The 23,545-nt window shown below is 46.3% G+C and carries 30 protein-coding genes; 8 read left to right on the forward strand and 22 right to left on the reverse strand.

Annotated elements, in window-relative coordinates; all coding sequences use genetic code 11:
• Positions 1–17: 17 nt before the first annotated feature.
• On the reverse strand, positions 18–1,091 hold the full coding sequence (coxB, locus tag ICN25_RS00820) for a cytochrome c oxidase subunit II (protein ID WP_370624698.1): 1,074 nt from the start codon (positions 1,089–1,091) through the stop codon (positions 18–20).
• A 265-nt stretch (positions 1,092–1,356) separates the two neighbouring features.
• Positions 1,357–2,160, reverse strand: coding sequence for a methyltransferase domain-containing protein (locus ICN25_RS00825; protein ID WP_255536621.1), 804 nt, complete (start codon positions 2,158–2,160; stop codon positions 1,357–1,359).
• Positions 2,161–2,333: 173 nt separating this feature from the next.
• Between ICN25_RS00825 and ICN25_RS00830 the strand changes: the two genes are divergently transcribed.
• On the forward strand, positions 2,334–2,945 hold the full coding sequence (locus tag ICN25_RS00830) for a ComF family protein (RefSeq protein ID WP_255536622.1): 612 nt from the start codon (positions 2,334–2,336) through the stop codon (positions 2,943–2,945).
• A complete protein-coding gene (trmL, locus tag ICN25_RS00835) occupies positions 2,938–3,408 on the forward strand; it encodes a tRNA (uridine(34)/cytosine(34)/5-carboxymethylaminomethyluridine(34)-2'-O)-methyltransferase TrmL (protein ID WP_216178609.1) in 471 nt (156 codons plus the stop codon). The genes ICN25_RS00830 and trmL overlap by 8 nt, the downstream gene beginning before the upstream one ends.
• Before the next feature lie 5 nt (positions 3,409–3,413).
• Here the strand turns inward: trmL and ICN25_RS00840 are convergent, their stop codons facing one another.
• The 4 genes from ICN25_RS00840 to ICN25_RS00855 are packed head-to-tail and all read right to left on the reverse strand — an operon-like array spanning position 3,414 to position 5,693.
• On the reverse strand, positions 3,414–4,436 hold the full coding sequence (locus ICN25_RS00840; RefSeq protein ID WP_216178610.1) for an NAD(P)H-dependent glycerol-3-phosphate dehydrogenase: 1,023 nt from the start codon (positions 4,434–4,436) through the stop codon (positions 3,414–3,416).
• A 25-nt stretch (positions 4,437–4,461) separates the two neighbouring features.
• Positions 4,462–4,983 carry a protein-export chaperone SecB gene (gene secB / locus ICN25_RS00845; RefSeq protein ID WP_216178611.1) on the reverse strand — a complete coding sequence of 174 codons (522 nt, stop codon included), beginning with the start codon at positions 4,981–4,983 and terminating at the stop codon, positions 4,462–4,464.
• A 24-nt stretch (positions 4,984–5,007) separates the two neighbouring features.
• Positions 5,008–5,262, reverse strand: coding sequence for a glutaredoxin 3 (gene grxC / locus ICN25_RS00850; protein WP_216178612.1), 255 nt, complete (start codon positions 5,260–5,262; stop codon positions 5,008–5,010).
• Between the two features lie 17 nt (positions 5,263–5,279).
• Positions 5,280–5,693, reverse strand: a complete 414-nt coding sequence (locus ICN25_RS00855) for a rhodanese-like domain-containing protein (protein WP_216178613.1) — start codon at positions 5,691–5,693, stop codon at positions 5,280–5,282.
• Positions 5,694–5,715: 22 nt separating this feature from the next.
• Here ICN25_RS00855 and gpmA point away from each other — a divergent pair, with 22 nt between their 5' ends.
• From gpmA to ICN25_RS00870, 3 genes are read left to right on the forward strand one after another with little or no spacing between them, the layout of a single operon-like run.
• Positions 5,716–6,405: a 2,3-diphosphoglycerate-dependent phosphoglycerate mutase gene (gpmA, locus tag ICN25_RS00860; RefSeq protein WP_216178614.1), complete on the forward strand. Its 690-nt coding sequence runs from the start codon at positions 5,716–5,718 to the stop codon at positions 6,403–6,405.
• A gap of 14 nt (positions 6,406–6,419) precedes the next feature.
• The gene (locus ICN25_RS00865) at positions 6,420–7,853 is read left to right on the forward strand and encodes a S41 family peptidase (RefSeq protein ID WP_216178615.1); all 1,434 of its coding nucleotides are present in this window, start codon (positions 6,420–6,422) and stop codon (positions 7,851–7,853) included.
• A gap of 22 nt (positions 7,854–7,875) precedes the next feature.
• The gene (locus ICN25_RS00870; protein ID WP_216179484.1) at positions 7,876–8,628 is read left to right on the forward strand and encodes a molybdopterin-synthase adenylyltransferase MoeB; all 753 of its coding nucleotides are present in this window, start codon (positions 7,876–7,878) and stop codon (positions 8,626–8,628) included.
• 4 nt (positions 8,629–8,632) lie between these two features.
• Here ICN25_RS00870 and ptsP read toward each other — a convergent pair whose 3' ends face one another.
• From ptsP to ICN25_RS00910, 8 genes are all read right to left on the reverse strand, one after another.
• Entirely contained in the window at positions 8,633–10,384 is a 1,752-nt protein-coding gene (ptsP, locus tag ICN25_RS00875; protein ID WP_216178616.1) for a phosphoenolpyruvate--protein phosphotransferase, read from the reverse strand.
• 2 nt (positions 10,385–10,386) lie between these two features.
• A complete protein-coding gene (locus ICN25_RS00880; protein ID WP_216178617.1) occupies positions 10,387–10,656 on the reverse strand; it encodes an HPr family phosphocarrier protein in 270 nt (89 codons plus the stop codon).
• 8 nt (positions 10,657–10,664) lie between these two features.
• On the reverse strand, positions 10,665–11,099 hold the full coding sequence (locus ICN25_RS00885) for a PTS sugar transporter subunit IIA (RefSeq protein ID WP_216178618.1): 435 nt from the start codon (positions 11,097–11,099) through the stop codon (positions 10,665–10,667).
• A gap of 2 nt (positions 11,100–11,101) precedes the next feature.
• Entirely contained in the window at positions 11,102–12,043 is a 942-nt protein-coding gene (gene gshB, locus ICN25_RS00890; protein ID WP_216178619.1) for a glutathione synthase, read from the reverse strand.
• Between the two features lie 25 nt (positions 12,044–12,068).
• On the reverse strand, positions 12,069–13,367 hold the full coding sequence (gshA, locus tag ICN25_RS00895; RefSeq protein ID WP_215334022.1) for a glutamate--cysteine ligase: 1,299 nt from the start codon (positions 13,365–13,367) through the stop codon (positions 12,069–12,071).
• A 105-nt stretch (positions 13,368–13,472) separates the two neighbouring features.
• Positions 13,473–14,936 carry an ammonium transporter gene (locus tag ICN25_RS00900; protein WP_216178620.1) on the reverse strand — a complete coding sequence of 488 codons (1,464 nt, stop codon included), beginning with the start codon at positions 14,934–14,936 and terminating at the stop codon, positions 13,473–13,475.
• Positions 14,937–14,949: 13 nt separating this feature from the next.
• Positions 14,950–15,288 (reverse strand): P-II family nitrogen regulator, encoded by a 339-nt coding sequence (locus ICN25_RS00905; RefSeq protein ID WP_011903792.1) that lies wholly within the window; start codon positions 15,286–15,288, stop codon positions 14,950–14,952.
• A 25-nt stretch (positions 15,289–15,313) separates the two neighbouring features.
• Entirely contained in the window at positions 15,314–16,147 is an 834-nt protein-coding gene (locus ICN25_RS00910; RefSeq protein WP_216178621.1) for a TorF family putative porin, read from the reverse strand.
• 259 nt (positions 16,148–16,406) lie between these two features.
• Here ICN25_RS00910 and ICN25_RS00915 point away from each other — a divergent pair, with 259 nt between their 5' ends.
• Positions 16,407–16,661, forward strand: coding sequence for an accessory factor UbiK family protein (locus tag ICN25_RS00915; protein ID WP_015422110.1), 255 nt, complete (start codon positions 16,407–16,409; stop codon positions 16,659–16,661).
• A 25-nt stretch (positions 16,662–16,686) separates the two neighbouring features.
• Here the strand turns inward: ICN25_RS00915 and ICN25_RS00920 are convergent, their stop codons facing one another.
• From ICN25_RS00920 to ICN25_RS00950, 7 genes are read right to left on the reverse strand one after another with little or no spacing between them, the layout of a single operon-like run.
• Complete coding sequence (locus ICN25_RS00920; RefSeq protein ID WP_255536623.1) at positions 16,687–17,274, reverse strand: hypothetical protein; 588 nt, start codon at positions 17,272–17,274, stop codon at positions 16,687–16,689.
• Complete coding sequence (gene lipA, locus ICN25_RS00925; protein WP_216178622.1) at positions 17,267–18,283, reverse strand: lipoyl synthase; 1,017 nt, start codon at positions 18,281–18,283, stop codon at positions 17,267–17,269. Before lipA ends, ICN25_RS00920 begins: the two co-directional genes overlap by 8 nt.
• On the reverse strand, positions 18,280–18,924 hold the full coding sequence (lipB, locus tag ICN25_RS00930) for a lipoyl(octanoyl) transferase LipB (RefSeq protein WP_216178623.1): 645 nt from the start codon (positions 18,922–18,924) through the stop codon (positions 18,280–18,282). Before lipB ends, lipA begins: the two co-directional genes overlap by 4 nt.
• 9 nt (positions 18,925–18,933) lie before the next feature.
• The gene (locus tag ICN25_RS00935; protein WP_114654086.1) at positions 18,934–19,203 is read right to left on the reverse strand and encodes a YbeD family protein; all 270 of its coding nucleotides are present in this window, start codon (positions 19,201–19,203) and stop codon (positions 18,934–18,936) included.
• Positions 19,204–19,228: 25 nt separating this feature from the next.
• Entirely contained in the window at positions 19,229–19,945 is a 717-nt protein-coding gene (locus tag ICN25_RS00940) for an alpha/beta hydrolase (protein WP_216178624.1), read from the reverse strand.
• A 23-nt stretch (positions 19,946–19,968) separates the two neighbouring features.
• Complete coding sequence (locus ICN25_RS00945; RefSeq protein WP_216178625.1) at positions 19,969–20,277, reverse strand: ferredoxin; 309 nt, start codon at positions 20,275–20,277, stop codon at positions 19,969–19,971.
• 12 nt (positions 20,278–20,289) lie between these two features.
• The gene (locus ICN25_RS00950; protein WP_216178626.1) at positions 20,290–21,384 is read right to left on the reverse strand and encodes a VanZ family protein; all 1,095 of its coding nucleotides are present in this window, start codon (positions 21,382–21,384) and stop codon (positions 20,290–20,292) included.
• A 46-nt stretch (positions 21,385–21,430) separates the two neighbouring features.
• Here ICN25_RS00950 and ICN25_RS00955 point away from each other — a divergent pair, with 46 nt between their 5' ends.
• Both ICN25_RS00955 and ICN25_RS00960 read left to right on the forward strand, forming a co-directional pair.
• Entirely contained in the window at positions 21,431–22,231 is an 801-nt protein-coding gene (locus ICN25_RS00955; RefSeq protein WP_216178627.1) for a biotin--[acetyl-CoA-carboxylase] ligase, read from the forward strand.
• Complete coding sequence (locus ICN25_RS00960) at positions 22,228–23,049, forward strand: type III pantothenate kinase (protein WP_216178628.1); 822 nt, start codon at positions 22,228–22,230, stop codon at positions 23,047–23,049. Before ICN25_RS00955 ends, ICN25_RS00960 begins: the two co-directional genes overlap by 4 nt.
• Here the strand turns inward: ICN25_RS00960 and rfaE2 are convergent.
• Entirely contained in the window at positions 23,046–23,537 is a 492-nt protein-coding gene (gene rfaE2 / locus ICN25_RS00965) for a D-glycero-beta-D-manno-heptose 1-phosphate adenylyltransferase (protein WP_216178629.1), read from the reverse strand. The genes ICN25_RS00960 and rfaE2 overlap by 4 nt on opposite strands.
• Between the last annotated feature and the right edge of the window lie 8 nt (positions 23,538–23,545).

The raw sequence follows: 23,545 nt of genomic DNA on the forward strand, positions 1-23,545 counted from the left end.
CTGTATTAATAAATAAATTACTTGCCAGCACGTGCAGAAACAATATCTTGGGTCTGAATAATCTCGCCCGTTTTATTGCCCCAAGCATTGCGGGTATATGTCATCACGGCAGCAATATCGCCATCTGAAATTACACCAGCCCACTTCGGCATCGCGCCCTTACCATTGATAAGAATGTTGTATTGACCAGCTTTTGGTCCAAGCACTACTTTGCTGCCATCAAGCGCTGGGAATGTGCCTGCACCCTTGCCGTTAGGCTGATGGCAAGCTGCGCAATTGGCTGCATAAACTTTAGCGCCGCGCTCTTTTTGCTCATCCAAGGTGTAAACCTTAGTAGGGTCATCAGATGCCCCACCCATTTCTTTTTTCTTCTCTGCCACCCACTTGGTGTAGTCCTCTTGTGAGACTACATTGACCACGATAGGCATAAAGGCGTGCTCAGCACCGCACAACTCAGAACACTGGCCGCGATAGGTACCGATCTTGTCAGCGCGGAACCAAGCATCACGAACAAAACCAGGGATCGCATCTTGCTTAACGCCAAATGCCGGGATAGTCCATGAATGAATTACATCATTCGCTGTAGTAATGATGCGAATCTTTTTGCCAACAGGTACAACCATCTCGTTGTCGACTTCCATCAAATAGGTATTTGATTTAGGAGCCAGATTATTGATAGCTTCACGTGAAGTAGACATGGTGGATAAGAAACTAATGCCTTCACCCTCACCTTTGATGTAGTCGTAACCCCATTTCCACTGATAACCAGTGGTCTTAATAGTGATGTCAGAGTTAGTGGTGTCTTTCATTGCTACAACAGTTTTTGTTGCTGGCAAAGCCATGCCGATAACGATCAACAATGGAATAACTGTCCAAATGATCTCAACAGTAGTGCTTTCGTGGAAAGAGGCAGACTTAGCACCTAATGATTTGCGGTGCTTCAGGATGGAATAGAACATCACCCCAAAAACGCCAATAAAAATGAGCGCGCAAATAATCAACATCATCCAATGCAACCAATGGATTTCTTGCATGATTTTTGTCGCTGGAGCGGCAAAATTCAATTGATTGACAGCTGGGCCGCCTGGCATATTTTCAGCTGCCTGTGCAATTGCAGTGCCGAAGGCTGCTACTAAATAGAGCGAAGCCCTAGTGACTTTTCCAAATAAATTCATCTTATTCTCTGTTTATTGTCGTGAACTTCTGTAGCCATATAGCTCCAGAAAGCCCAAAAAAGCGGTATCAAGCCAATACTTCCAGCGGTGATTATAGGGTTAATTAAGCTCAACAACAAACCGGGTTAACCAGGCCTGCCTCAATCTTGGCAATGGTTTAAAAGATAGTGAGCACTTACACTTAAGCAGAATCACTCCTAGTCTTGCGTCCGATTTGATTTAGATCAATATAGGCGACATGATCTTGGGCCTTGGCAAGGTGCTTACCTAAAGCCCAGGCATGCCCATAAACCACCTCTAAGGTCAGTTTTTTGGGTAATTGGGCGCATTGAGGGGGATCTTGATCTTCGGAAACAAGCAAATTGAGGGCTCTAGCATCAGCTAATAAAAGTGCATCGGAGTCGTAATCCAAGTTTAAGAACTCCATATCCATAACTGGATCTGAAAAACGCTCGCCCAGCAGGGCATCCCCCATATCGTGCATATCCCAGGGACTGGCTAATTTTTGAAGCGGTAATGGCTGCGCCAAAAGTTCTGAGTTAAGTTCTTTGGCGGTATCGGGGCCCAAATAACTCAATGTCAGCAATCCACCCTCTTTAAGCACTCGCCAGCACTCTTGCAAGAAATGCTTCGGATCAGCCAAGTCCTGAATCAAGAGAACGCTGACTACTAAATCTACAGAATTACTAGGGAGATTAATGCGGCCTGTTTTCTTGTAGTCATCAAGAGAAATCTGGGATGCCGACTTCATTCTTGAATTCCAAAAACGAGACACCCTCAGTTTCAGTAAATCAAAACCAGATAGCTCGCTTTCTGGCGCACTATAAAAACGAATTCCCGGAAAACGTTTTGTCAGAAAAGGGGCATGCGCTCCAGGGAAATCTGGAATCAACAGGACATCTTTTGCATCTAACTTCACGATATCTAATTTTTGCAGCATGCGAGCTGCAATTTCATCCTGAAGCCATCTGATTGATTGGGTCATTGGCTCAGTATACTCAGCGGCCCATGCGCGCAATAGAGAATATTTTTCAATCACTTTGTTCTCACCTATTACCAAGCTCATGCATTGTTTGCGGAGTATTTCAGCAACACACTCTCTGCCTGAAGTGCTTAATCCAACTGCAGTCAGATCAATTATCAAATTACGAGTGCTGCATGCAATGCGGCCTCACCCTTACAGCAAAAGAGGTGAAAGAAAAACGTTGTCGAGAGTGCATCACTAACCCACCCCACTTTGATGAAACTTACTGCCTCGATCGATACGATGGCAGACTGCAACCTGCTTTACATCAATTGAAATATCAGCGTCGACTTGCATGTGCACATGGCCTAGCTTCGGCATGGAATGCTCTGCTTGCAAAAGGCTTAATAACCGCGCGCGCAGACTATCTTCTGCCAGTACCATTGAGCCAGGAAAAACTATGCGCCAGAGGTTTTAATCAAAGCTGGGAATTGGCTAGGCGGATTGACTGCGACAAACACATTCGTAAGAATCCACATATCTTGAAGCGCCACCACCACGCTCAGCATCAAGCCAATGAGAACCGCGCTAATCGTCAGACAGCTATTAAAGACATGTTTTATATCAACCTTCAGTATCAGGCTCAGATAGAGTCTGCCTCAGTCATTGTGTTTGATGATGTCATGACCAGCGGGGCAACTTTAAATGAAATTGCCCGCGTATTGAAGGACAATGGTGTGTCTCGTGTTATTAATTGGGTTGTACTGAGAACACTTCGTCCATCACAAAGATCAGAGCATGTTTAACATTGTTTTATTCGAACCAGAAATTCCGCCCAATACAGGCAACATCATTCGCCTCTGCGCAAACACGGGTGCAAAGCTACACCTCATTGAACCCCTCGGCTTCCCCATGGAGGATGCCAAACTTCGCAGAGCGGGACTGGACTATCACGAGTTCGCAAAAGTAAAGGTTCACAAAAACTGGGCGCAATTTCTAATTGATGAAACTCCCAAACCTGATCGTATTTTTGCATTGACGACTAAGGGGTCTGGAAAATTTCATGATGGCAAATATTTACCAGAAGATTATTTTGTTTTTGGCTCAGAAACCAAAGGCATTGCCGAAGAAGTCAGAAGCTCAATTCAAACGCCTAATCAAGTTCGCCTAGCGATGCAAGATAGCAGTCGTAGTTTGAATCTCTCCAATACGGTAGCGATTGTGGTTTATGAAGCATGGCGCCAAAACGGATTGCTTGGCGGAAGTTAAGGTGCTTAAACTTCGACCTTGGGGTCGCGCCCCATGAGTTTTTTCACAGCTTCATGCGGTGAAAGTTTTCCAGATAAGACCTCCCCCATCATGGCAGTAATTGGCATCTCGACACCTAGGCGTGTCGCCAAATTACCTACCGCAGAGGCACACAGTACACCTTCAGCAACATGGCCTAAGTTGCCCAAAATTTCTGGCAAAGGTTTTCCTGCAGCAAGAGCCAAACCAACGCGGCGATTACGAGAGAGATCACCGGTGGCAGTCAAGATCAAATCACCTACTCCAGTTAAGCCCATACAAGTCTCTGGTCTACCGCCTGCAGCTTTTACCAAACGCATCATTTCCGCAAGGCCGCGAGTTAATACTGCAGCGCGCGCATTTAAGCCAAGGTCTAGGCCATCGCCAATACCGGCCGCAATTGCTAAAACATTTTTAATCGCACCACCTAATTCAACACCAACCAAATCGTCGCTGGCATAGATGCGCATATTGCCATGATGGAAAGCGCCTTGAACAATGTCGCATAAGGCATTCGATTTGCTGGCGACAGTTAATGCACAAGGCATACCATTACCAACTTCTTGCGCGAAACTCGGCCCTGATAGAGCTCCGTAAGAATGATGCAGGCCATGACTGTGTAACTTGTCTTCCCGATCTACTACTTGGTGCGGCAACAAGGTAGTGCTGGGCTCCAAGCCCTTGCATAACCAAACAATATTGAGCGGGTGTTTAGCTAAACGTAATACCTGCGCTACCGTTTCCGACAAACCTGACATCGGAGTGGCAATGACTAAAAGGTCGTTTTCCGAAAGGCGTTCAATAGCCCGTTCAAAACTCACTTCTAGTTGCAAGCCCTTTGGCAAGATGACGCCAGGCAAGTAGTCTGCATTTTCGCCAGACTTTTGAATATCTTCTAACTGCTCAGCGCTTCGTGACCACAAACAAACATCGCCAGCCTGAAGATGGCGCGCTGCTTGCGCGGCCATAGCAGTGCCCCATGAACCAGCTCCAAGCAGCGTCACTTTCATGATCTGTGGGCTTTAAAAAATCGACTTAGTGAGGAAGAATGATTTTGCTTTCATCGGTAGAGCCACTTTCCGTTGCAGCAGCTTGCGCAGCCTGCATGATGCGGTGCTCGTACATACCGTGGAAGTTAATCTCATTCAGATGAATCGGCTGGAAACCAGCGCGACTAATGGTGTCAGCAATATTCGAACGCAAGTAAGGATACAAAATTGTTGGGCAAGCAATACCTAACATTGGATCAATTTGCTCTGGTGGAATATTGCTAAATTCAAAAATGCCCGCTTGCTTAGCCTCAACCAAAAAGAGTGCTTTGCTTTCGACTTTGGCTGTTACTGTCCCAATCAAGGTAACCTCAAAAATTTCATCGCTCAAACGTGTCACTGCAACATCCACCTCAACCTCAACTTGCGGCTCAGCAGCAACCAATAAAATTTGTGGTGCGTTTGGCTGCTCTAAAGACAGGTCCTTGAGGTAAATACGTTGAATGCGGAAACCAGGCTCTTTTGAGTTATCTGCTGTATCTGGAGCGGAAGTAGTTTGTTCAGTCATGGGAAACTTTCTGAGTAAATTTTTTTAAGCCAAGAGTGGGTCAAGCTGGCCGGCGCGATCTAGTGCAACTAGATCGTCATAACCGCCAACATGGGTTTCACCAATGTAAATTTGCGGCACAGTACGGCGGCCTGTACGAGTCATCATGATCTCGCGCTGCGCAGGATCACGATCAATGAGGATCTTCTCTAGATTTGCCACGCCCTTCTTCTGCAACAACTTCTCTGCCATAACGCAGTAAGGACAAACTTGAGTGCTATACATCGTAACTTGTGGCATATCGAAGATCCGCTGAATTATTTGACCAATGGCAGGGCTGCAGCCTGCCAGCCTTGAACGCCACCATCCAGAACTGCGACCTCAGAGAATCCAAGCTTCTTGAGTTCTGGAACGACCTTGCGGGCACTCATACCTGAGTGGCAAACCAAAATGATGGGATTTTTACGGTCCAGCTTGAGCTTGTCGATTCCGGACGGGATTTGCTCGGCCAAAAGATGTTTTGCTCCAGGCAGATGACCAGCCTTAAAGTCAGATTCTGGACGTAAGTCCAAAACAGCTGCTTTACGGCGATTCATCCAAATAGTTGCTTCTGTAGGCGATAAGCCTTTTCCGCTAATAAGCGTAGATAATGTGGGGAAGAAGAGTGCTGCGCCCGAAACAAGCAGGAGGGCGATAAGCGCTAAATTATCAATTTGCGTGAGAAAGTTCATCACCGGATTATAGAATGGCTCTATGAAACAACTTGTCCTTATTCGTCATGGCGAATCCGCCTGGAACCTTGAAAACCGCTTCACTGGCTGGGCGGACGTTGACTTAACCCCAAAAGGCACTGAACAGGCCCTTGCTGCCGGAGAAAATCTCCGCAAAGCAGGCTATGAGTTTGACGTGGCCTACACCTCAGTACTCAGAAGAGCCATCCGCACCCTGTGGCATGTTCAAGACACCATGGACCTGATGTGGCTACCCGTAGTCCACAGTTGGAGGCTGAACGAACGTCACTATGGCGCCCTCACCGGCCTGAATAAAGCTGAGACAGCAGAACAGTATGGAGATGCCCAAGTTCACATTTGGCGACGCTCCTACGATGTGCGCCCACCATTACTAGAAAAAGATGATGAGCGTAATCCGCAAAATGATCGACGCTACGAAAAACTCACTGCCTCCGATATTCCCTTAGGCGAGTGTCTCAAAGATAACGTCGAGCGCGTATTGCCTCTTTGGAATGAATCCATCGCCCCCGCTCTCAAAGCAGGCAAGCGCGTATTACTAGTCGCACACGGCAATAGCATTCGCTCATTAATTAAGTATCTCGACCAGGTTTCTGACGAAGACATTATGGAAATCAATGTTCCTAATGGCATCCCGCTTGTTTATGAGCTCGATGACAACCTCAAGCCTATTCAGCATTTTTATTTGGATTAAGGTAAAACAGAAGCATGCGCGTATTTTTCAAGAACTTTGCCCTAGTCTCTGTCGGCCTCATCGCCGGGGTTGCAGCCACCATTCAACTATCAGCCACCGCCCAGCAGGGTGCGACGCTACCTTTGGATGAACTGCGCACATTATCGAATGTCTTTGCTCAAATCAAACGTGAGTACGTTGAGCCAATTGAAGATAAACAGCTACTAACCGATGCCGTCAAAGGTATGGTGAGCAGCCTTGATCCGCACTCTACCTATCTTGATAAAAAAGATTTCTCTGAAATGCAAGAACAAACCAGTGGCAAGTTTGCTGGTCTTGGAATTGAAATCACTTCAGAAGATGGCGTTGTTAAAGTGCTCAACCCAATTGAAGATAGTCCTGCAGCGCGTGCTGGCTTGCAAGCTGGCGATCTGATTACTCGCTTAGATGACAAACCTGTTCGAGGTATGTCACTGGATAAAGCGGTGCGAACCATGCGCGGTACACCAGGTACAAAAATTACTTTGACCGTCTTCCGTAAAAGTGAAGAGCGTAGCTTTCCAGTAACAATCACACGTGCTGAAATTAAAGTGCAGTCCGTTAAAGCCAAAATTCTGGATAACGATATTGCCTGGGTAAGAGTTACTAGCTTTCAAGAGCGCACCGTTCCTGATCTGGCCAAGAAATTAACGGAGCTCGCAAATCAAGATCCCAAAATGAAGGGCATCATTCTTGACCTTAGAAACAATGGTGGTGGCTTGCTACAAGGTGCAGTGGGCGTTGCTGCTGCTTTCTTGCCAGCTGATGCCGTGATCGTGTCTACCAAAGGTCAGACAGCCGATTCAAAACAAGTATTCAATGCAACCCCAGCGATGTACCGCCTCAGTGAGCCTGGTGATCCCTTAGCCGGCGTGCCGGCGATGTATAAAAAATTACCGATGGTAGTTTTAGTAAATGCCTACTCTGCTTCCGCCTCTGAAATCGTGGCTGGTGCATTACAAGATTACAAACGCGCAACCATCATTGGTAAGACTACTTTTGGCAAAGGCTCTGTACAAACAGTACGCCCACTCACCAATGATTCCGCATTGAAAATCACTACGGCCTATTACTACACACCGAGTGGTAAATCGATTCAAGCTTACGGCATTAAGCCCGACATCGCAGTTGATCAAAATAAAGATGGTGATCCTGATGATGTGTTGATTACACGTGAGATCGATAGCGAGAAGCATTTGCGCAACAAGCAATCTTCAGAAGAAAAGTTAGTTGCTGATCGTGAAAAGCGTCGCCTAGAAGAGCTGCAGCGTATTGAAGAAAAAAATGCCAAGAAGACTCCTGAAGAGAAAGAAAAAGACAAGTCTAAAAAACCTGTCCAGCTTGGCAGCGAAGATGACTTCATGCTTACCCAGGCAGTCGCATTTATCAATGGTGAGCCCGTAAAACGCTCAGCCTCCAAGCTAGAGTAAGTTCTAGCAACTAGGCATGCATATGAATGATGAGCAGCTACTTCGCTACTCGCGGCATTTACTGCTAGAAGAAATTGATGTTGCTGGCCAAGAAAAGCTTCTTGGCTCGCACATCCTCATCCTTGGTGCCGGTGGATTGGGAAGCGCGGCCGCACCCTATTTAGCTGCGGCTGGTGTGGGGAAAATAACGCTAGTTGATCATGACAACGTCGAGCTGACTAATTTGCAGAGGCAAATCATGCATAGTCAGAACTCCATCGGCAAAAGCAAGGTGGAATCAGGTAAACAATTTTTGCAAAGCATTAATCCCACTCTCACGATTAATGCAATCGCAGAGAAGGCAACTGAGAATTTATTGAAAGAACTCTTGCCATCAGTAAATCTCGTTTTAGATTGCACCGATAACTTTACTACCCGTCAGCTCATTAATGCAGCCTGCTTTAATCAGAAGGTGCCACTCGTTTCTGGTTCTGCCCTCAAATTTGATGGTCAATTGAGTGTCTTTGATTTTCGGAGTGCAACGTCACCCTGCTACGCCTGCCTTTTTTCTCCGGAAGAACAGTTCGAGGAAGTGAGCTGTGCCAGCATGGGCATCTTCTCCCCTTTGGTTGGCATTATTGGCGCGATGCAAGCGGCCCAGGCACTTCAGGTATTGATTGGCTTTGGTCAGCCTTTAGTAGGAAGAATGTTGCTTTGGAATGCACTTAACACTCAGATTGATGAGATTCGTATTTCTCGCAATCCCACATGCAAGGTTTGCGGCTCCCAACATTAGGGAGTTAAGAGAGCAATCGCTCCAATGCTTTAGCCTGCTCTTCAGGCTCGTAAGCACGCAGGACTCTAGGAACACGGGCTTTTAATAGACCCACATTTGCCTTTAGGATTTCGCGCTTAACTAACAATAGCTGACTGAAGTGCATTGAGAAATCCGTTAGCCCAAGTGCGAGCAATAGCTTTGTTAGGGCAGGATCGCCAGCCATCTCACCGCAAACAGCAACTGGCACATCCGCACGTTTAGCTTGATCAATAATGCTTGCTAGTAAATTGAGAATAGCGGGATGCAAAGGATCGTACAAGTGGGCTACCGCATGATCTGCGCGGTCAATTGCCAAGGTGTACTGAATTAAGTCATTCGTACCAATCGAAAGAAAATCAAATCGATTAATAAACAACGGTAGCATCAATGCAGCTGCCGGAATTTCAATCATGGCGCCAACTTGAATATTCGGATTGAATGCTTTACCCCGCTGATGCAATTGCTGCTTTGCTTTTTCAATCAATCTAAATGTTTCGTCAATCTCTTTCGCATGCGCCAACATCGGAATCATGATGCGTGCCTGACCATGGGCTGACGCGCGCAAGATGGCCCTAAGTTGCGTTAGAAAGATTTCAGGCTCGGTCAGAGACCAGCGAATCGCGCGCAATCCCAGTGGTGATGCCCCAGTCTGAGAAACATCTCCTCCACCGCCCAATGCCTTATCAGCACCAACGTCAATGGTTCTAATATTGACAGGTAAGCCATGCATTAAATCAACTACACGACGATATTCTTGATACTGCTGCTCTTCGTCGGGCAAGGCTTGCTTGCGATCCATAAATAAAAATTCAGAGCGGAATAGGCCAACACCCACAGCACCCAACTTCACTGCCTGAATAGCATCTTCAGGTAGCTCAATATTGGCAAATAACTCAATCTCAACCCGGTCAGCTGTTTCTGTCTTGGCGTGCTTTAACTGTTTTAGTTTACGAGCCTCTTTTAAGGCTTGAGCTTGTAGCTTTCGATACTCGGCAAGGAGCTGTTCATCGGGGGCAACAACAACAACCCCATGCTCTCCATCTAATATTAGCCAATCACCATGACGAATCATTTCACTGGCGTGTCGCACACCAACTACGGCGGGGATTTCCATACTGCGCGCAACAATGGCGGTATGGGAAGTCTTACCACCAAGATCCGTTACAAACCCTGTAAAGGCATGCTCTTTGAAGCGCAGCATGTCATGAGGAGCAATGTCGTGGGCAACAATGATTGACTCAACGCCGATATCACTTACGGGCAAAAAATCGGCATCATTTAAAGGGTCTTTTTTCTGAGCATTTAAAGCTTTAATTACACGCTCAGCCACCTGTCGAATATCGTTGGCACGTTCTTTTAAATACGCATCCTCAATATCTGCAAATTGCTCTAAAAGATCATTCAGTTCGGTTGTTAAGGCCCAAGCCGCATTTAACCTTTGAGTGCGAATTAATTTAATCGGCTTCTCAGCTAAAGCTGGATCTGCCAGAATCATGCCGTGAACATCTAAGAATGCCGCCATTTCTTGTGGCGAATCTTTAGGTAATCCTTGGCGCAATTGCGCTAACTCCAGGCGCACCTGCTCAAATGCATCTAACAACTTTTGGGCTTCCGCCTCTTCTTTGCCAGCTTCAATTAGATAATGACTAACCTCTAATGCTGCACGTGATATCAGTACGGCTTTGCCAATGGCAATGCCTTTAGATACCGCTATTCCGTGCAAAGCAAAAGTCATCCTTATTCGCCCTCACCAAATCGATCGTTTATCAATGCAATTAAGGCTTGCATTGCCTCATCTTCTTTTTCGCCTACAGTTTCTAGCGTCACAGTGCTACCGATTCCAGCAGCCAGCATCATGACACCCATAATACTTTTGGCATTGATTTGGCGGCCATTGCGCGACAGAAAGATTTCGCAAGGAAACTCTGCGGCAAGTTGGGATAACTTCGCAGATGCACGAGCATGTAATCCCAACTTATTAATAATTTCAATTTCAGCAACAGGCATAGTGAGTCCTATTTCTCCGTAGTGGCTTGTTGGGTTTTAGACCCCAATCGTAGGATGCCATTTTGGCCACCTTGGAGCGCCTTTTGAGCCAACTCTTCCAGACTCTCACCACGATGAGAGATGCAACGCATCAACATGGGTAAATTGAGTCCCGCCAAAACAATCACAGGCGCATTCAAACCAGATAACGGCCCTAGGGCTTCAAGCTTAGATGCCACATTGGCTGGGGTAGCACCCATCACATCAGTGAGAATCAAAACGCCTTGACCCGCATTAACGCCGTATGCGGCCTTTAAAACTCGATCGAAGCTAGCCTTTGTATCTTCGTAGGGCGGAATGTCGACAGCCCTTACTCTCTCAGGCACCACACCAAATGCATGCTCAGCAAAACCAAGCATTGCGCTTGCCACTGGGGTGTGGGCAACAATTACGATTCCAACCATGTTTATGCCAATGCCTTTTCGAGCGCTGTTAACCAAAATTTCGGAACATCAAATCCGCTTTGCTCAGTAATTTCTACAAAACATGTTGGGCTAGTCACATTAATTTCTGTGACATAAGCACCAATTAAATCTAATCCTACCAAGAACAAGCCGCGGGCATTCAAAATTGGGGCGAGACGCTCTGCAACCTTCATCTCGGCATCCGTCAGAGGCATAGCCACTCCTTTGCCACCAGCAGCTAAGTTGCCGCGGATCTCGCTACCCTGCGGAATACGAGCCAATGCGAATGGCACTACCTCGCCACCAATCAGCAAGACCCGCTTATCGCCTTGAGCTATCTCAGGTAAGAATTTCTGCACCATCAATGTACGTGCGCCATTCTCGCCAAGCGTCTCCACAATACTGGCAAGGTTCAAGCCATCCGGCCCGACACGAAACACACCCATACCACCCATGCCATCCAAAGGCTTAATCACAATATCTTGATGCTCTTGATGAAATACCTCGATTGCACTAAGTTCGCGCGTGATCAAAGTTGGCGGAATAAGTTCCGGAAATTCAGTAATCGATATTTTTTCAGAATGGTCCCGAATGGCCATTGGACTGTTAAATACGTTTGCGCCCTGACGAACTGCTGCAGACAATAACCAAGTGGTATTGAGGTATTCAATATCAAATGGTGGATCAGTGCGCATCATGACTGCGTTAAAAGTATTTAATGGGCGATCTTCTACGGCGCCCAATTCAAACCAAGCAGTACCGCTTGGCTTAATGTCTAGAGACTGACAATCCGCTACTACAAAGTCATCCCTCCAAAGGATATTGCGACTTTGACAAAACCACAATTGATGCCCTGCCTCTTGCGCAACTCGCATCATTGCCAAAGTGGAATCTTTACTAATCTTGAAAGACTCCAAAGGGTCAGCAATGAAAAGGAGATTCATCTTATGTCCGAGCATTCAAATAAAGTTAAGCAGCTTCAGCATTAGGATCAGAGCGTTCCAACTCTAAAGAAGCGGCTAATAAAGCTAGGCGAGCAACTACGCCATAGAGATAAAAACGATTGGGCGGTGCACTTCCAGGCTTAGCACCTAGATCTGGCATGGAGTTTTGCTCGAAAGCCAAAGGTACAAAATGCATGCCTGGCGCGTTCAGATTCTCATCAGGACCACGGTCCGTATGTACGCGATAGAAGCCGCCGATTACATAACGGTCAATCATGTACACCACTGGCTCAGCAACAGCTTCATTCACTTTCTCGAAGGTATAAACACCTTCCTGAATCAATACATCACTTACCTCAAGGCCTTCTTTGACGACGCTCATCTTATTGCGGTCTTTGCGATTTAAACCTTTGAGTTGAGCAGGATCATTCACCACCATCACACCCATGCCATATGTACCGGCATCTGCCTTGACAACGACATATGGTTTTTCTTTGATGCCGTACTCACGGTATTTCTTAGCCGTTTTCTTGAGAACCTTCTCAACAGCTGCTTGCAATTCTTCCTCGCCCTTGCGCTCATGGAAATTCACATTAGAGCAACTAGCAAAGTAGGGATTAATCATCCAAGGATCAATATCCACTACCTTCGCAAATTTCTTTGCAACTTCATCGTAGGCAGCAAAGTGATTTGACTTGCGGCGCACATGCCAGCCAGCATGCAGGCCTGGTAAGAGGTATTGCTCATGCAGGTTTTCTAAGATCGGAGGAATGCCTGCTGACAAATCATTGTTCAGCAAAATTGAACAGGGATCAAAATCTTTTAGTCCCAATCGCTGCTTCTTCAAACCCAAACGAGATAAAGGCTCCATCAAGAGACGATTGCCATCAGGCAAATCAATCCACGTTGGCTTTTTAATTTCATCCGACAAAGTACCAAGACGTACATTCAGACCCGCTTGACGCAAGATTGAAGACAGACGCGCAATATTCTGCAAGTAGAAGGTATTGCGAGTGTGTCGCTCAGGTATCAACAGTAAATTTTTTGCTTCAGGACAAATCTTCTCAATTGCCGCCATTGCGGCCTGAACTGCCAAAGGCAACATCTGTGGAGATAGATTATTAAAACCACCCGGGAACAGATTGGTGTCGACCGGAGCTAGCTTAAAGCCAGCATTACGCAGATCAACTGAACAGTAGAACGGCGGAGTGTGCTCCTGCCACTCAAGCCTGAACCAGCGCTCAATAGTTGGAGTTGCTTCTAATACCTTCGACTCGAGATCGAGAAGAGGGCCGCTAAGGGCGGTGATGAGATGTGGAACCATTTCACCATTGTAAGATTTTTAAAAGAAAGACGCGGAATCCGAGGATCCCGCGCTTAAAAACCGGGCAGCTAACTAAAGCCGCCCAGTGAGGGGTAAAACAGCTAATTAAGACTCGTAAGCGGACTCACCGTGGGAGCTGATATCCAAACCTTCGCGCTCTTCATCTTCTTTAACGCGTAGACCGATCACCATATCAACCAATTTGTAGGCGATATAAGAAACCACGCCAGACCAAATTAGGGTAACGATGACACCTTGGCTCTGAATCCACAATTGGCTAGCAATGGAGTAATCAGGTGCTGCAGCATTCGCTACATAATCCCAAATACCTGTTCCGCCTAAAGCTGGGTCTGCGAACACACCGGTTAACAAAGCGCCCAAGATACCGCCAACGCCATGCACACCGAATACGTCCAAGCTATCGTCTGAACCCAAAATCTTCTTGAGACCAGAAACACCCCACAAGCAAACTACACCAGCAGCAGCACCGATAACTAGCGCGCCCATTGGGCCTACAAAACCGGCAGCAGGAGTAACAGCAACCAAACCAGCTACGCAACCAGATGCACCACCCAACATGGAAGGCTTACCTTTGTGAACCCACTCAGCAACTGACCAGCTCAATACTGCTGCAGCTGTTGCCAACAATGTGTTTACGAATGCCAAGGCTGCACTACCGTTTGCTTCGAGAGCAGAACCAGCATTGAAACCAAACCAACCGAACCACAAGAGTGAAGCACCAATCATCACGAACACTAAGTTATGCGGCTTCATTGCTTCTTTGCCGTAACCCAAACGTTTGCCGATTACGAATGAACCTACCAAGCCTGCGATCGCAGCATTGATGTGAACAACGGTACCACCAGCAAAGTCGAGAACACCCTTCTGCCACAACCAACCAGCACGCGCTGTGATTGCCTCAAGTGATGCTGCATCTTTGATGTCATCAGGACCAGGCCAGAACCAAACCATGTGAGCGATTGGCAAGTAGCTGAAAGTGAACCAAAGAATTACAAACAACACGATTGCAGAAAACTTAGCACGCTCAGCAAATGAACCAACGATCAAGCAGCAAGTAATGGTTGCAAACGCAGCTTGGAAGGCCATAAATACATACTCAGGAATCACAATGCCTTTACTAAATGTCGCGGCAACTGAATCTGGAGTAATGCCTTGCAAGAACAAGCGATCGAATCCACCAATGAATGCACCACCTTCAGTAAATGCAAAGCTGTATCCATAGAGGGACCACAATACCGTGATCAACGCAAACACAAACATACACTGTACGAGTACAGAAAGAATGTTCTTGCTACGTGTCAAACCACCGTAGAACAAAGCTAAACCAGGCAATGTCATCAAGATTACTAGTGCTGTACACACCATTAACCAAGCTGTATCACCCTTGTTTGGAACTAATGCAGGAGCAGCAGCAACTGCAGCGGCTGCCGCAGCGGCAACTGGCTTAGCTTCATCAGCAAAAGCTGGCGAAGCCACCATGACACTGGTTGCACCAATAGCCAAGGCCATTGCGCTTCCAGCTAGGAGTCGTTTCATCCAAGTTAACATTTTGAACCTCTCTTTAAAGTGCTGACGCGCCGGTTTCACCGGTACGAATGCGAATGACGTGTTCAACTGGGGAGACAAAAATCTTGCCGTCACCAATTTTTCCAGTACGAGCAGATTTTTCAATTGCTTCAATCGCTCGCTCCAAGATGCCATCTTCAACAGCAGCTTCAATTTTTACTTTAGGCAAAAAGTCGACAACATACTCAGCACCGCGATACAACTCGGTGTGCCCTTTTTGACGGCCAAAGCCTTTAACTTCAGTGACGGTAATACCCGAAACTCCCACTTCTGAGAGAGCTTCGCGCACTTCGTCAAGCTTGAAGGGCTTGATGATTGCGGTAATTAATTTCATACGTTTCTCCGTTCAGAGGAAAGAATTAGAAAGTTTTTGTAAGTGTAAGAACGCCTGTTGAACCAGCCAAATTCTTGCCTGTTGGCGATACATAGTTGTATACACCTGAAGAATTTTTTCCTGCATTAGTGCCGATATAAGCAGCAGCTAAAGATAGGCCGCCTCCAAAGTCCTTAGTTACTCCCAATTTCCAATCGGTATAGCTATATAAACTGGAGTTAGATGTACCATCAACTGTTCCAGCAATGTACTGGTAACCAACGTGTGCATTTACTCCAAGACCCCAAATGCCAGTATCGTAGTTAACAGTCAAATCAGGATAGTAAGATCCAGAGCTGTTTTGGTTTCCAAATGTATTGGTTACTGCATAAGAAAACTTCAAGAAACCAGTTACCGGACCGAATGTATAGTTTTGAGCTGCATAAATCTCAGTTGTATTTGGATTTACGTTGGTACCAGTAAAGTTTCCAGTTGTTGGATAGTAGTACTGCAATACACCTAAGTCAGACGCAAAACCTTCGCCAATTAATTCTTTCTTCAAACCGGCATAAAAGTCCATCTCAACAGATGAGGCTACAGAGCCGGAATTTATATTGTTTACCCAACTAATGGAACTATTCCAGTTCCCGATATAGAAACCACTTTCATGAGCGTAGTCAAAGCCGCCTTGGATAGCTGGCTTCAAGTTGGATTGTGAGACACCACGATAGCGGTAGTCGCTTACCAAAGAAACGTTAGCTGTAATTGGGCTTACTTCAGGAGCCTCTGGTGCAGCTGCAGGAGCTGATTGCGCAAATGCCGCTGTTGCGAATAGGCCAGATGCTGCTAGGGCGATGGCTGTCTTTTGAATAGTTTTCATATAAAACTCCTTAGTGGTCATGAAAAAGGGATAAATGCTTTATTGCATGGAGTGATCATGAATCTCGGGAGCCCTCTCAATTTGGTGCGATTCCCCTAAATAAGGCTTATGCCCAATTTTGGTGCTTAGATATGCACCATTTACGTTCATTTTGGTGCAGTTGCAGCATTTTTAACCGGTTTCGCCTGTTTTTGGCGCCACAACTTAAAATAGGATTTGTATCTTTTAAGCAACTTTCAATAGAACGGCGGGCCGCATTATGCAAAAACCAGGCGAAATCCTAGAACAAATCCAGCGCATTGCTAGCGATATGCAAAACAAGGTTGGCGATGCTATTCGCAATTCACCCGCGCAAGAGATTGAAAAGAATGTCCGCGCGATGATGAATCAAGGTTTTCAGAAAATGGACCTAGTTACTCGCGAAGAATTTGATCTGCAATCCAAGGTGCTTGCTAAGACCAGAGAAAAGTTAGAAGCTCTCGAAGCTAAAGTAGCCGCTTTAGAAAAGTCTTAATCAGAATCAGAGTTTCATCTAGAGACTATTCTGGATGAAACTCATCAAAGAAATTAGAGTAAGCCTCTTCAGAAAAAAATTGTTTTGCAGGCACCCGTGCTGGCGCAGTATGCAAAACTGAGATCTGATAAATCCAAGCCCCGTTATCTGGCGTAATCCTGGTGACCCAACGTACACGCATTGACTGCTCGACTGCACCAGTGGATTTGAATTCCAAAAAATAATCTTTAGTGGGAAGACGCTGACGATTAGCCGCTTGATAAAAAGCATCTGTAGTAACAGCGCTTTCTAAATTAACATTTGCACGGTTCAATAGATTGCCTTGCAATTGCTCCAATAATTTAGGCGCAAGCGCGACTTGATCTTTCACTAATTGAATCGTGCTCACCGAATAAATATCATCCTCAATTTTTACTGCCTCTAAGGTTTGTGGAATTTCTTGATTTTGATACGGGAGTTTTCGTTCAATCTTTTCAGGCTTACCTGGAAACAAAGCGCTATAGCCTTCTTGTGGAGACTGCACAGTGCGCCAATCTAATTTGGGGCTGCAAGCGGCAAGTAGAAATGCAAATACTAAAACTACACCAAACTTTTTAAGAATCAGTTTAGACAATGCCAGCCCCATGCGCTTGTTGATCAGCATGGTAGCTAGAGCGCACCATCGCACCCACAGCAGCATGTGAGAAGCCCATTGCATAAGCCTCTTCCTCAAAACGCTTGAAGACGTCAGGATGTACATAACGACGAACTGGCAGGTGGTGTCCTGAAGGGGCTAGATACTGACCAATAGTCAGCATATCAATATTGTGTTCACGCATGTCACGCATGACTTCTAAAATTTCTTCGTCAGTTTCTCCCAAACCAACCATCAAACCGCTCTTGGTTGGAATGTGCGGGAAGCGCTCTTTGAAATCTTTCAGTAACTTTAAAGAGTGTGCGTAGTCAGCACCGGGACGCGCCTCTTTGTATAAGCGTGGAACTGTTTCTAAATTGTGATTCATCACGTTAGGCAAACCTTGCGGCGCATGCTCTGAAAAAATATCCAAAGCCTTATCTAAGCGACCCCGAAAATCTGGAACCAAGACTTCAATCCGAGTGTTTGGGGAGAGGTCTCGTGACTGAGATATGCAATCTACATAATGCATAGCACCGCCATCACGTAAATCATCGCGATCTACGCTAGTAATCACAACGTAATTTAATTTGAGAGCAGCGATCGTACGCGCTAAATTACCAGGCTCTTTTGTATCTAGTGGATCTGGTCTACCGTGACCCACATCACAAAATGGGCAGCGACGCGTACATTTGTCACCCATGATCATGAAGGTGGCAGTGCCCTTGCCGAAACATTCACCAATATTGGGGCAACTTGCTTCTTCACAAACTGTGACCAACTCATTCTCACGCAAGATTTTTTTGATCTCATTAAAGCGAGAATTTCCAGAAGCAGCTTTAACCCGAATCCAATCTGGCTTTTTGAGCACTTGCTCCAAAGGAACAATCTTGATTGGAATGCGCGCAGTTTTTTCGCTCGACTTTTGCTTACGTGAAGCATCGTAATTAAGGTCCTGGCGACTATTGCCAGTGGCGGTGGTATCGAGATCCGGCTTATTGGTAGTCATGATGAACTCAGTTGCTTTTGCAAATGCCCTAAAAGGGTTTGGCTAATAATGTCTATATTGTCCTTGATCCCAAGGGTTTGCATATCAACCGTCCTTAAGCCCTCATACCCACATGGGTGAATACGGGCAAAAGCTGTCAAATCAGTCCATACGTTCAAAGCCAGCCCATGATAGGAGCACCCCTTAGAGACCTTGAGGCCCAAAGCGGCAATCTTAGCGCCCTGATACTCCAATTGCATTGCACTCTCCCGAGCAACATAAATACCAGGCGCACCAGCATGTCTTTCCGCCTGAATTCCAAAGTCGGCAAGCGTATCAATCAAAGCCTGCTCGATTCGGGAGACCAGCTCTTTTACAAAAATCCCCAAACGTCTCAGATCGAGCAGTAGGTACACCACGATTTGCCCGGGCCCGTGATAAGTGATCTCACCACCGCGATCCACCTGTACTAAGGGAATTTGATTACTAGGGGAATGCAAGTTACCCGCATCCCCCGCTAAACCCAATGTGAATACTGGAGGATGCTCAAGAATCCAAATTTGATCTGGAGTGTCGCTATCTCGCTGCTGCGTGAAATCCCGCATCGCTTGATAAGTTGACTCGTAGTCAGCTACCCCCAAATGTTTTACTAAAAAACTCATGCAAATAATTTAGAGAACAACGCTTACCAAAGGATGTGTCGATAGAGTGCGGTACAACTCATCTAACTGCTCACGGCTGGTTGCAGTAATTGGCAAAGTAATGCCGAGATAATTTCCATCCTTAGAAGGTCGTTGCTCAACCTTGCTCTCATCAAGCGTAGGGTCAAATTGACGAGCAATGTGCAAGATTGCAGGCAGGTATTCTGGATTGGTCTTACCCATCACCTTAATTGGAAATTCTGATGGATATTCAATGAGGGATTTTCTATCTTCAGTCATGTCTTTTTCTCTTTCTGAATTTTCTTTATTGATTACGGTGGTCGGGCATACCCAACCAAGCGCCTGTGATGATGTTACGAATGCAATGTAAACGGCGATGGAAAAAGTGATCTGCTCCTGGCACCACTTGCACTGTTAATTCTTGAGGACGCGCCCAATCCAAAACATCAATGAGAGGAATAGTTTCATCCACTTCGCCATGAATCAAAATCGTATCAGCTGGCACGGGGGCTAGGACCCACTTACCTGCTGCACTACCCACCATGACAAACCTCTCAGCTGGACGACCTAGCTCCGCTAAGCGCTGCACTAAATGCGTTCCGACAAAGCTTCCAAATGAAAATCCAGAAACTACCAAAGGCAAGGTATTTGAAGTCTGCACCCAGGCTTGTTGTGATGTGGCCTCAAATTGATTCCAGCTTGAAGGTGTACGCATCCAATCAGTGACATGTAGCAAATCTTCCATCTCGCCAACGCCATCATCATGCACACCAGCTGTAGCACCCACTCCGCGGAAATTAGGGCGCACGCTGACGTAACCCAATTGATTAAAAGCGCGAGCCATCGTTTGAGCAACCTTGTTGTCCATTGTTCCGCCCATTAGCGGATGTGGATGTGCAACCAAGGCCAAACCTCTCACTGCAAAATTAGGGTTGTTTTTTAATTCATCCGGAAGATCAATCGACATTTCGATTTGGCCAACAACACCATCAATATGAATTATTTTTGTGCGGCTATTCATGAGGCAAACTTTCTCAAATCTTTTTAAGCTAACTGCAGACGCTCTACTGGACGTCCTTGTATTAAATGTGACTGGATAATTTCTTCAATGTCTTCAATATCCACAAAGGTATACCAAATACCCTCTGGATAAATCACTGCAACAGGGCCATCAGCACAACGGTCTAAACATCCCGCCTTATTAATGCGAATGTTTCCAGGGCCAGCCAGTCCCAACTCTTTCACGCGTTTTTTTGCATAGTCAAATAATGCAAAAGCATTATGGCGATCGCAGCAATCTTCGCCATTACTACGCTGGTTTAGACAGAAAAAAACATGGTGCTTAAAACTCATAAAAAATCTCAATCAAGGTTTTAAATTAAAGGTGGCTCTATTTCGGAGCACCCAAAGCAAAGCTAATGGCAACCATACTACGGAAACCCATTGCATTAATTCATTAAAGTGTAATAGCCGACCTTGGTACCAGTGTCGTAAGGTCAAAATGAAATAAGGATTGTCTGGCAAGAGATTAATAACTAGGGTGGCACTGACCAAACAAGCGATTGCAAGCCAAGCTTTATTGGATACAGATAATTGCAGTGTCCATCTCAGCAAGAGGGTTCCCAACACCATCCCCCAAATAGCCCCCGCGGTAAGCCACGAGAAACTAAATTCTGCCCCGAATTGCAATGCAGTAAAGGTAATTTTGACCAAAACGGTGAAGCAAAGCAGGCTATTCAATATTTTCCACTGAGGTGCCTTTGTGCGCATCCCTAGAGATAGCAGGAGTCCGGTGCCAAGCCAACAAACCGCCGTAATGATGGATTCTTGGACGAAATGATTCACCACCATTGTTCCCCAGTCGACTGAGGCAAAAATCGCATGACCCCACACCCCGGTCCCCAACCACGAACTCTGGGGGTAGATCTGAGCCCAAGGAAAAAGTAAAAATAAGGCGCAAGCGGCCCAGTTCAAACCAAACCACTGGTCAAAACGACGACGTACTGCGCTACCAGAGAGCCACTGGGGTCCCAAGGGGATCGCCAATAGGCCGCCCATCAACCCACCCAAGACATTGGCCCACCAATCCATTTGACTGGGGATGCGAGTGGGCAACCAAGTTTGCAATGACTCGACGCTAAAAGCCAATACCGCACTAATGCTCAAGGCAATGCCCAGGGCAACGAAATTACGCCAACGTGGATAGCAGGCAAAGACCAACAAAAATCCCAGGGGGATGTAGGCCAGAATATTGACCGAAACGTCAAACAGCGTAATAAATCGGGGTAAAGGAGCATCCAACCAGGCCCAAGCAGCAATCCCGTTGTCAAAGTTGAAATCAAAGGGATTTAGGCTGACATAGACGATTAAAAGCGCATAGCTCAAGCTAATGGCTCTGGCCAAAGGCATTGCTTGGAGAGGCCAAACAAACTTGCGGGGACGCTGATCTTCGTGAAGCATTCCATCATTCTAGGTCAGCTAGGTCAGATCTTTCTACAATAGGAAAATGAGTCCGAATTGCATCCTAGAGCGCGTTGCCACCACCAAATCAACTAATGATGATTTATTGGCCCGCTGGCGTGCCGGGGAATTAATTGATCCCGTTGCTCGTATTGCCCACGAGCAGACCTCGGGCAAGGGTCGAGCTGGAAGAGTTTGGCTCTCCAACCCTGAAGATACTCTGTGCTTTTCCTTGGCCTACCCATTCCAGAAGCGCCCCAATGAACTGAGTGGGCTTAGTCTAGTTATCGGCTTGGCGGCTATTTCCGGCATTGCGACAGCTCTGGGGCTTAGCGAGGATGCGCTTCATCAACAAGGTCTACGACTGAAGTGGCCTAACGATTTACTACTGAACAATGCCAAACTTGGTGGCATCTTGATCGAAGGTGGACAGAGCAATCCAAATTCACCCACTTGGATGGTAATCGGACTAGGTCTGAACTTACGTAACCCAGCACTAATTGAAAAAGACTTAGAGGGTCAATCCTCTTTCGGAGTTGCTGCACTAGATCAACTCACCCCTCATCAAACACCAATTCCCGATACGGAATTTATTTGGCTAAAACTAATTGAGTCATTTGAAAAGTATTTGGCTCAATTTGAGCAGCATGGATTTAGTTACTTTAAAAATTCCTGGGAACGCTGGGATGCCTTCAATAGCGAGTCGGTTTGTATATCCGGCGCAGGTAAGGATCCCATCGTTGGAATTTCTTCCGGGGTTGATGACACTGGCGCACTCCTTCTAAAACAGCATGACAAATTGATTGCCATTCATGCGGGCGATGTTTCTTTGCGAGTTCAATCATGAGTTTGTATTTGGTATTTGATCTTGGCAACACGCGCCTTAAATGGGCCGCCGTTGAATCCATACAGAATATTGCGGACAGGAATAAAAAACTATGGGCATACTCAGGATCGATTAGCACCAAGTCTTTTCAATCACCCGAACTACGCGCGGAACTATCGGACTACATTTCTAAAACATTGCCAAAGCCGGATGCGATTGCATTTTGCTGTGTAGCAGGTAATGCTGCTATTGAAAATCTACGTAGCCTCTTTCCACAATGGCAGGATCTTGAGTGGAAGCAATTTACAGGTAATAGTGCTTACGATGGTGTGCGCACACTCTATCAAGATCCAGGCAAGCTGGGCGCAGATCGATGGGCAGCACTCATTGGCGCAAGAGCACTCTCAAACACGAACACGCTGGTGATTAATGCGGGAACAGCCACCACCATTGATTTATTAGGTGGCAACGGCGTTCATTACGGCGGCTGGATTTTGCCAGGTCTTAGTTTGATGCAAGAAAGTCTTCAACAAAATACAGCGCAACTTCCACTAGCAGTTCGCGCTAGCAATCCTGAAGCTCAAGCAAGCTTTGGCACAACAACGGATGAAGCAATTACTGGTGGTTGTGATGCGGCACAAATAGGAGCGATACTGCGCGCGGCTTATTTAGCTAAGGCTATGAATCATCCTGTCGAGCGAATTTGGCTTGATGGTGGCAATGCCAAAATTTTGGCAAATGAAATTAAGCAGTTTCCAGAACTGGCAGCACTTCCTGTTGAACCGATTGAAGGTTTGGTACTGCGCGGGCTGTGGGCTTGGCTCTTACAAAATCTTTAGCTAGTACGGATCTTGCCTAACAGGGTTGTCGTAGAGCGCTCATACAGAAATGGAATAGCGACTGCTTTGCCGCCCCAAGTTTTCACCAAGCAAGTTTCTTCAAGAGTATCGATTTCATAATCTCCACCCTTAACGTAGATATCCGGATGGATTTTAGAAATCAGATTCACTGGGGTCTGCTCTGTAAACATCACCGCTAAATCCACGCTCTCCAGCGCTGCCAATAAAGCCTGGCGGTCAGCCTCAGTATTGATAGGCCTGTCATCACCCTTCCCCAACATCTTCACCGAAGCATCTGAGTTCACCCCCACCACAAGACTAGCTCCTAAAGCGCGCGCTTGAGCTAAGTAACTGGCATGCCCGCGATGCAAAATATCGAAGACACCATTCGTAAATACCAGGGGCCTTGGAAGCGCTGCAATACGAGCCTCTAACTCTGCTGGGGCGCAGACTTTCGACTCAAAAGAAGGTAAAGGTAAAGAGCTCATAGCGTCAT

The sequence above is a fragment of the Polynucleobacter sp. 80A-SIGWE genome (assembly GCF_018882295.1).
GTDB lineage: Bacteria > Pseudomonadota > Gammaproteobacteria > Burkholderiales > Burkholderiaceae > Polynucleobacter.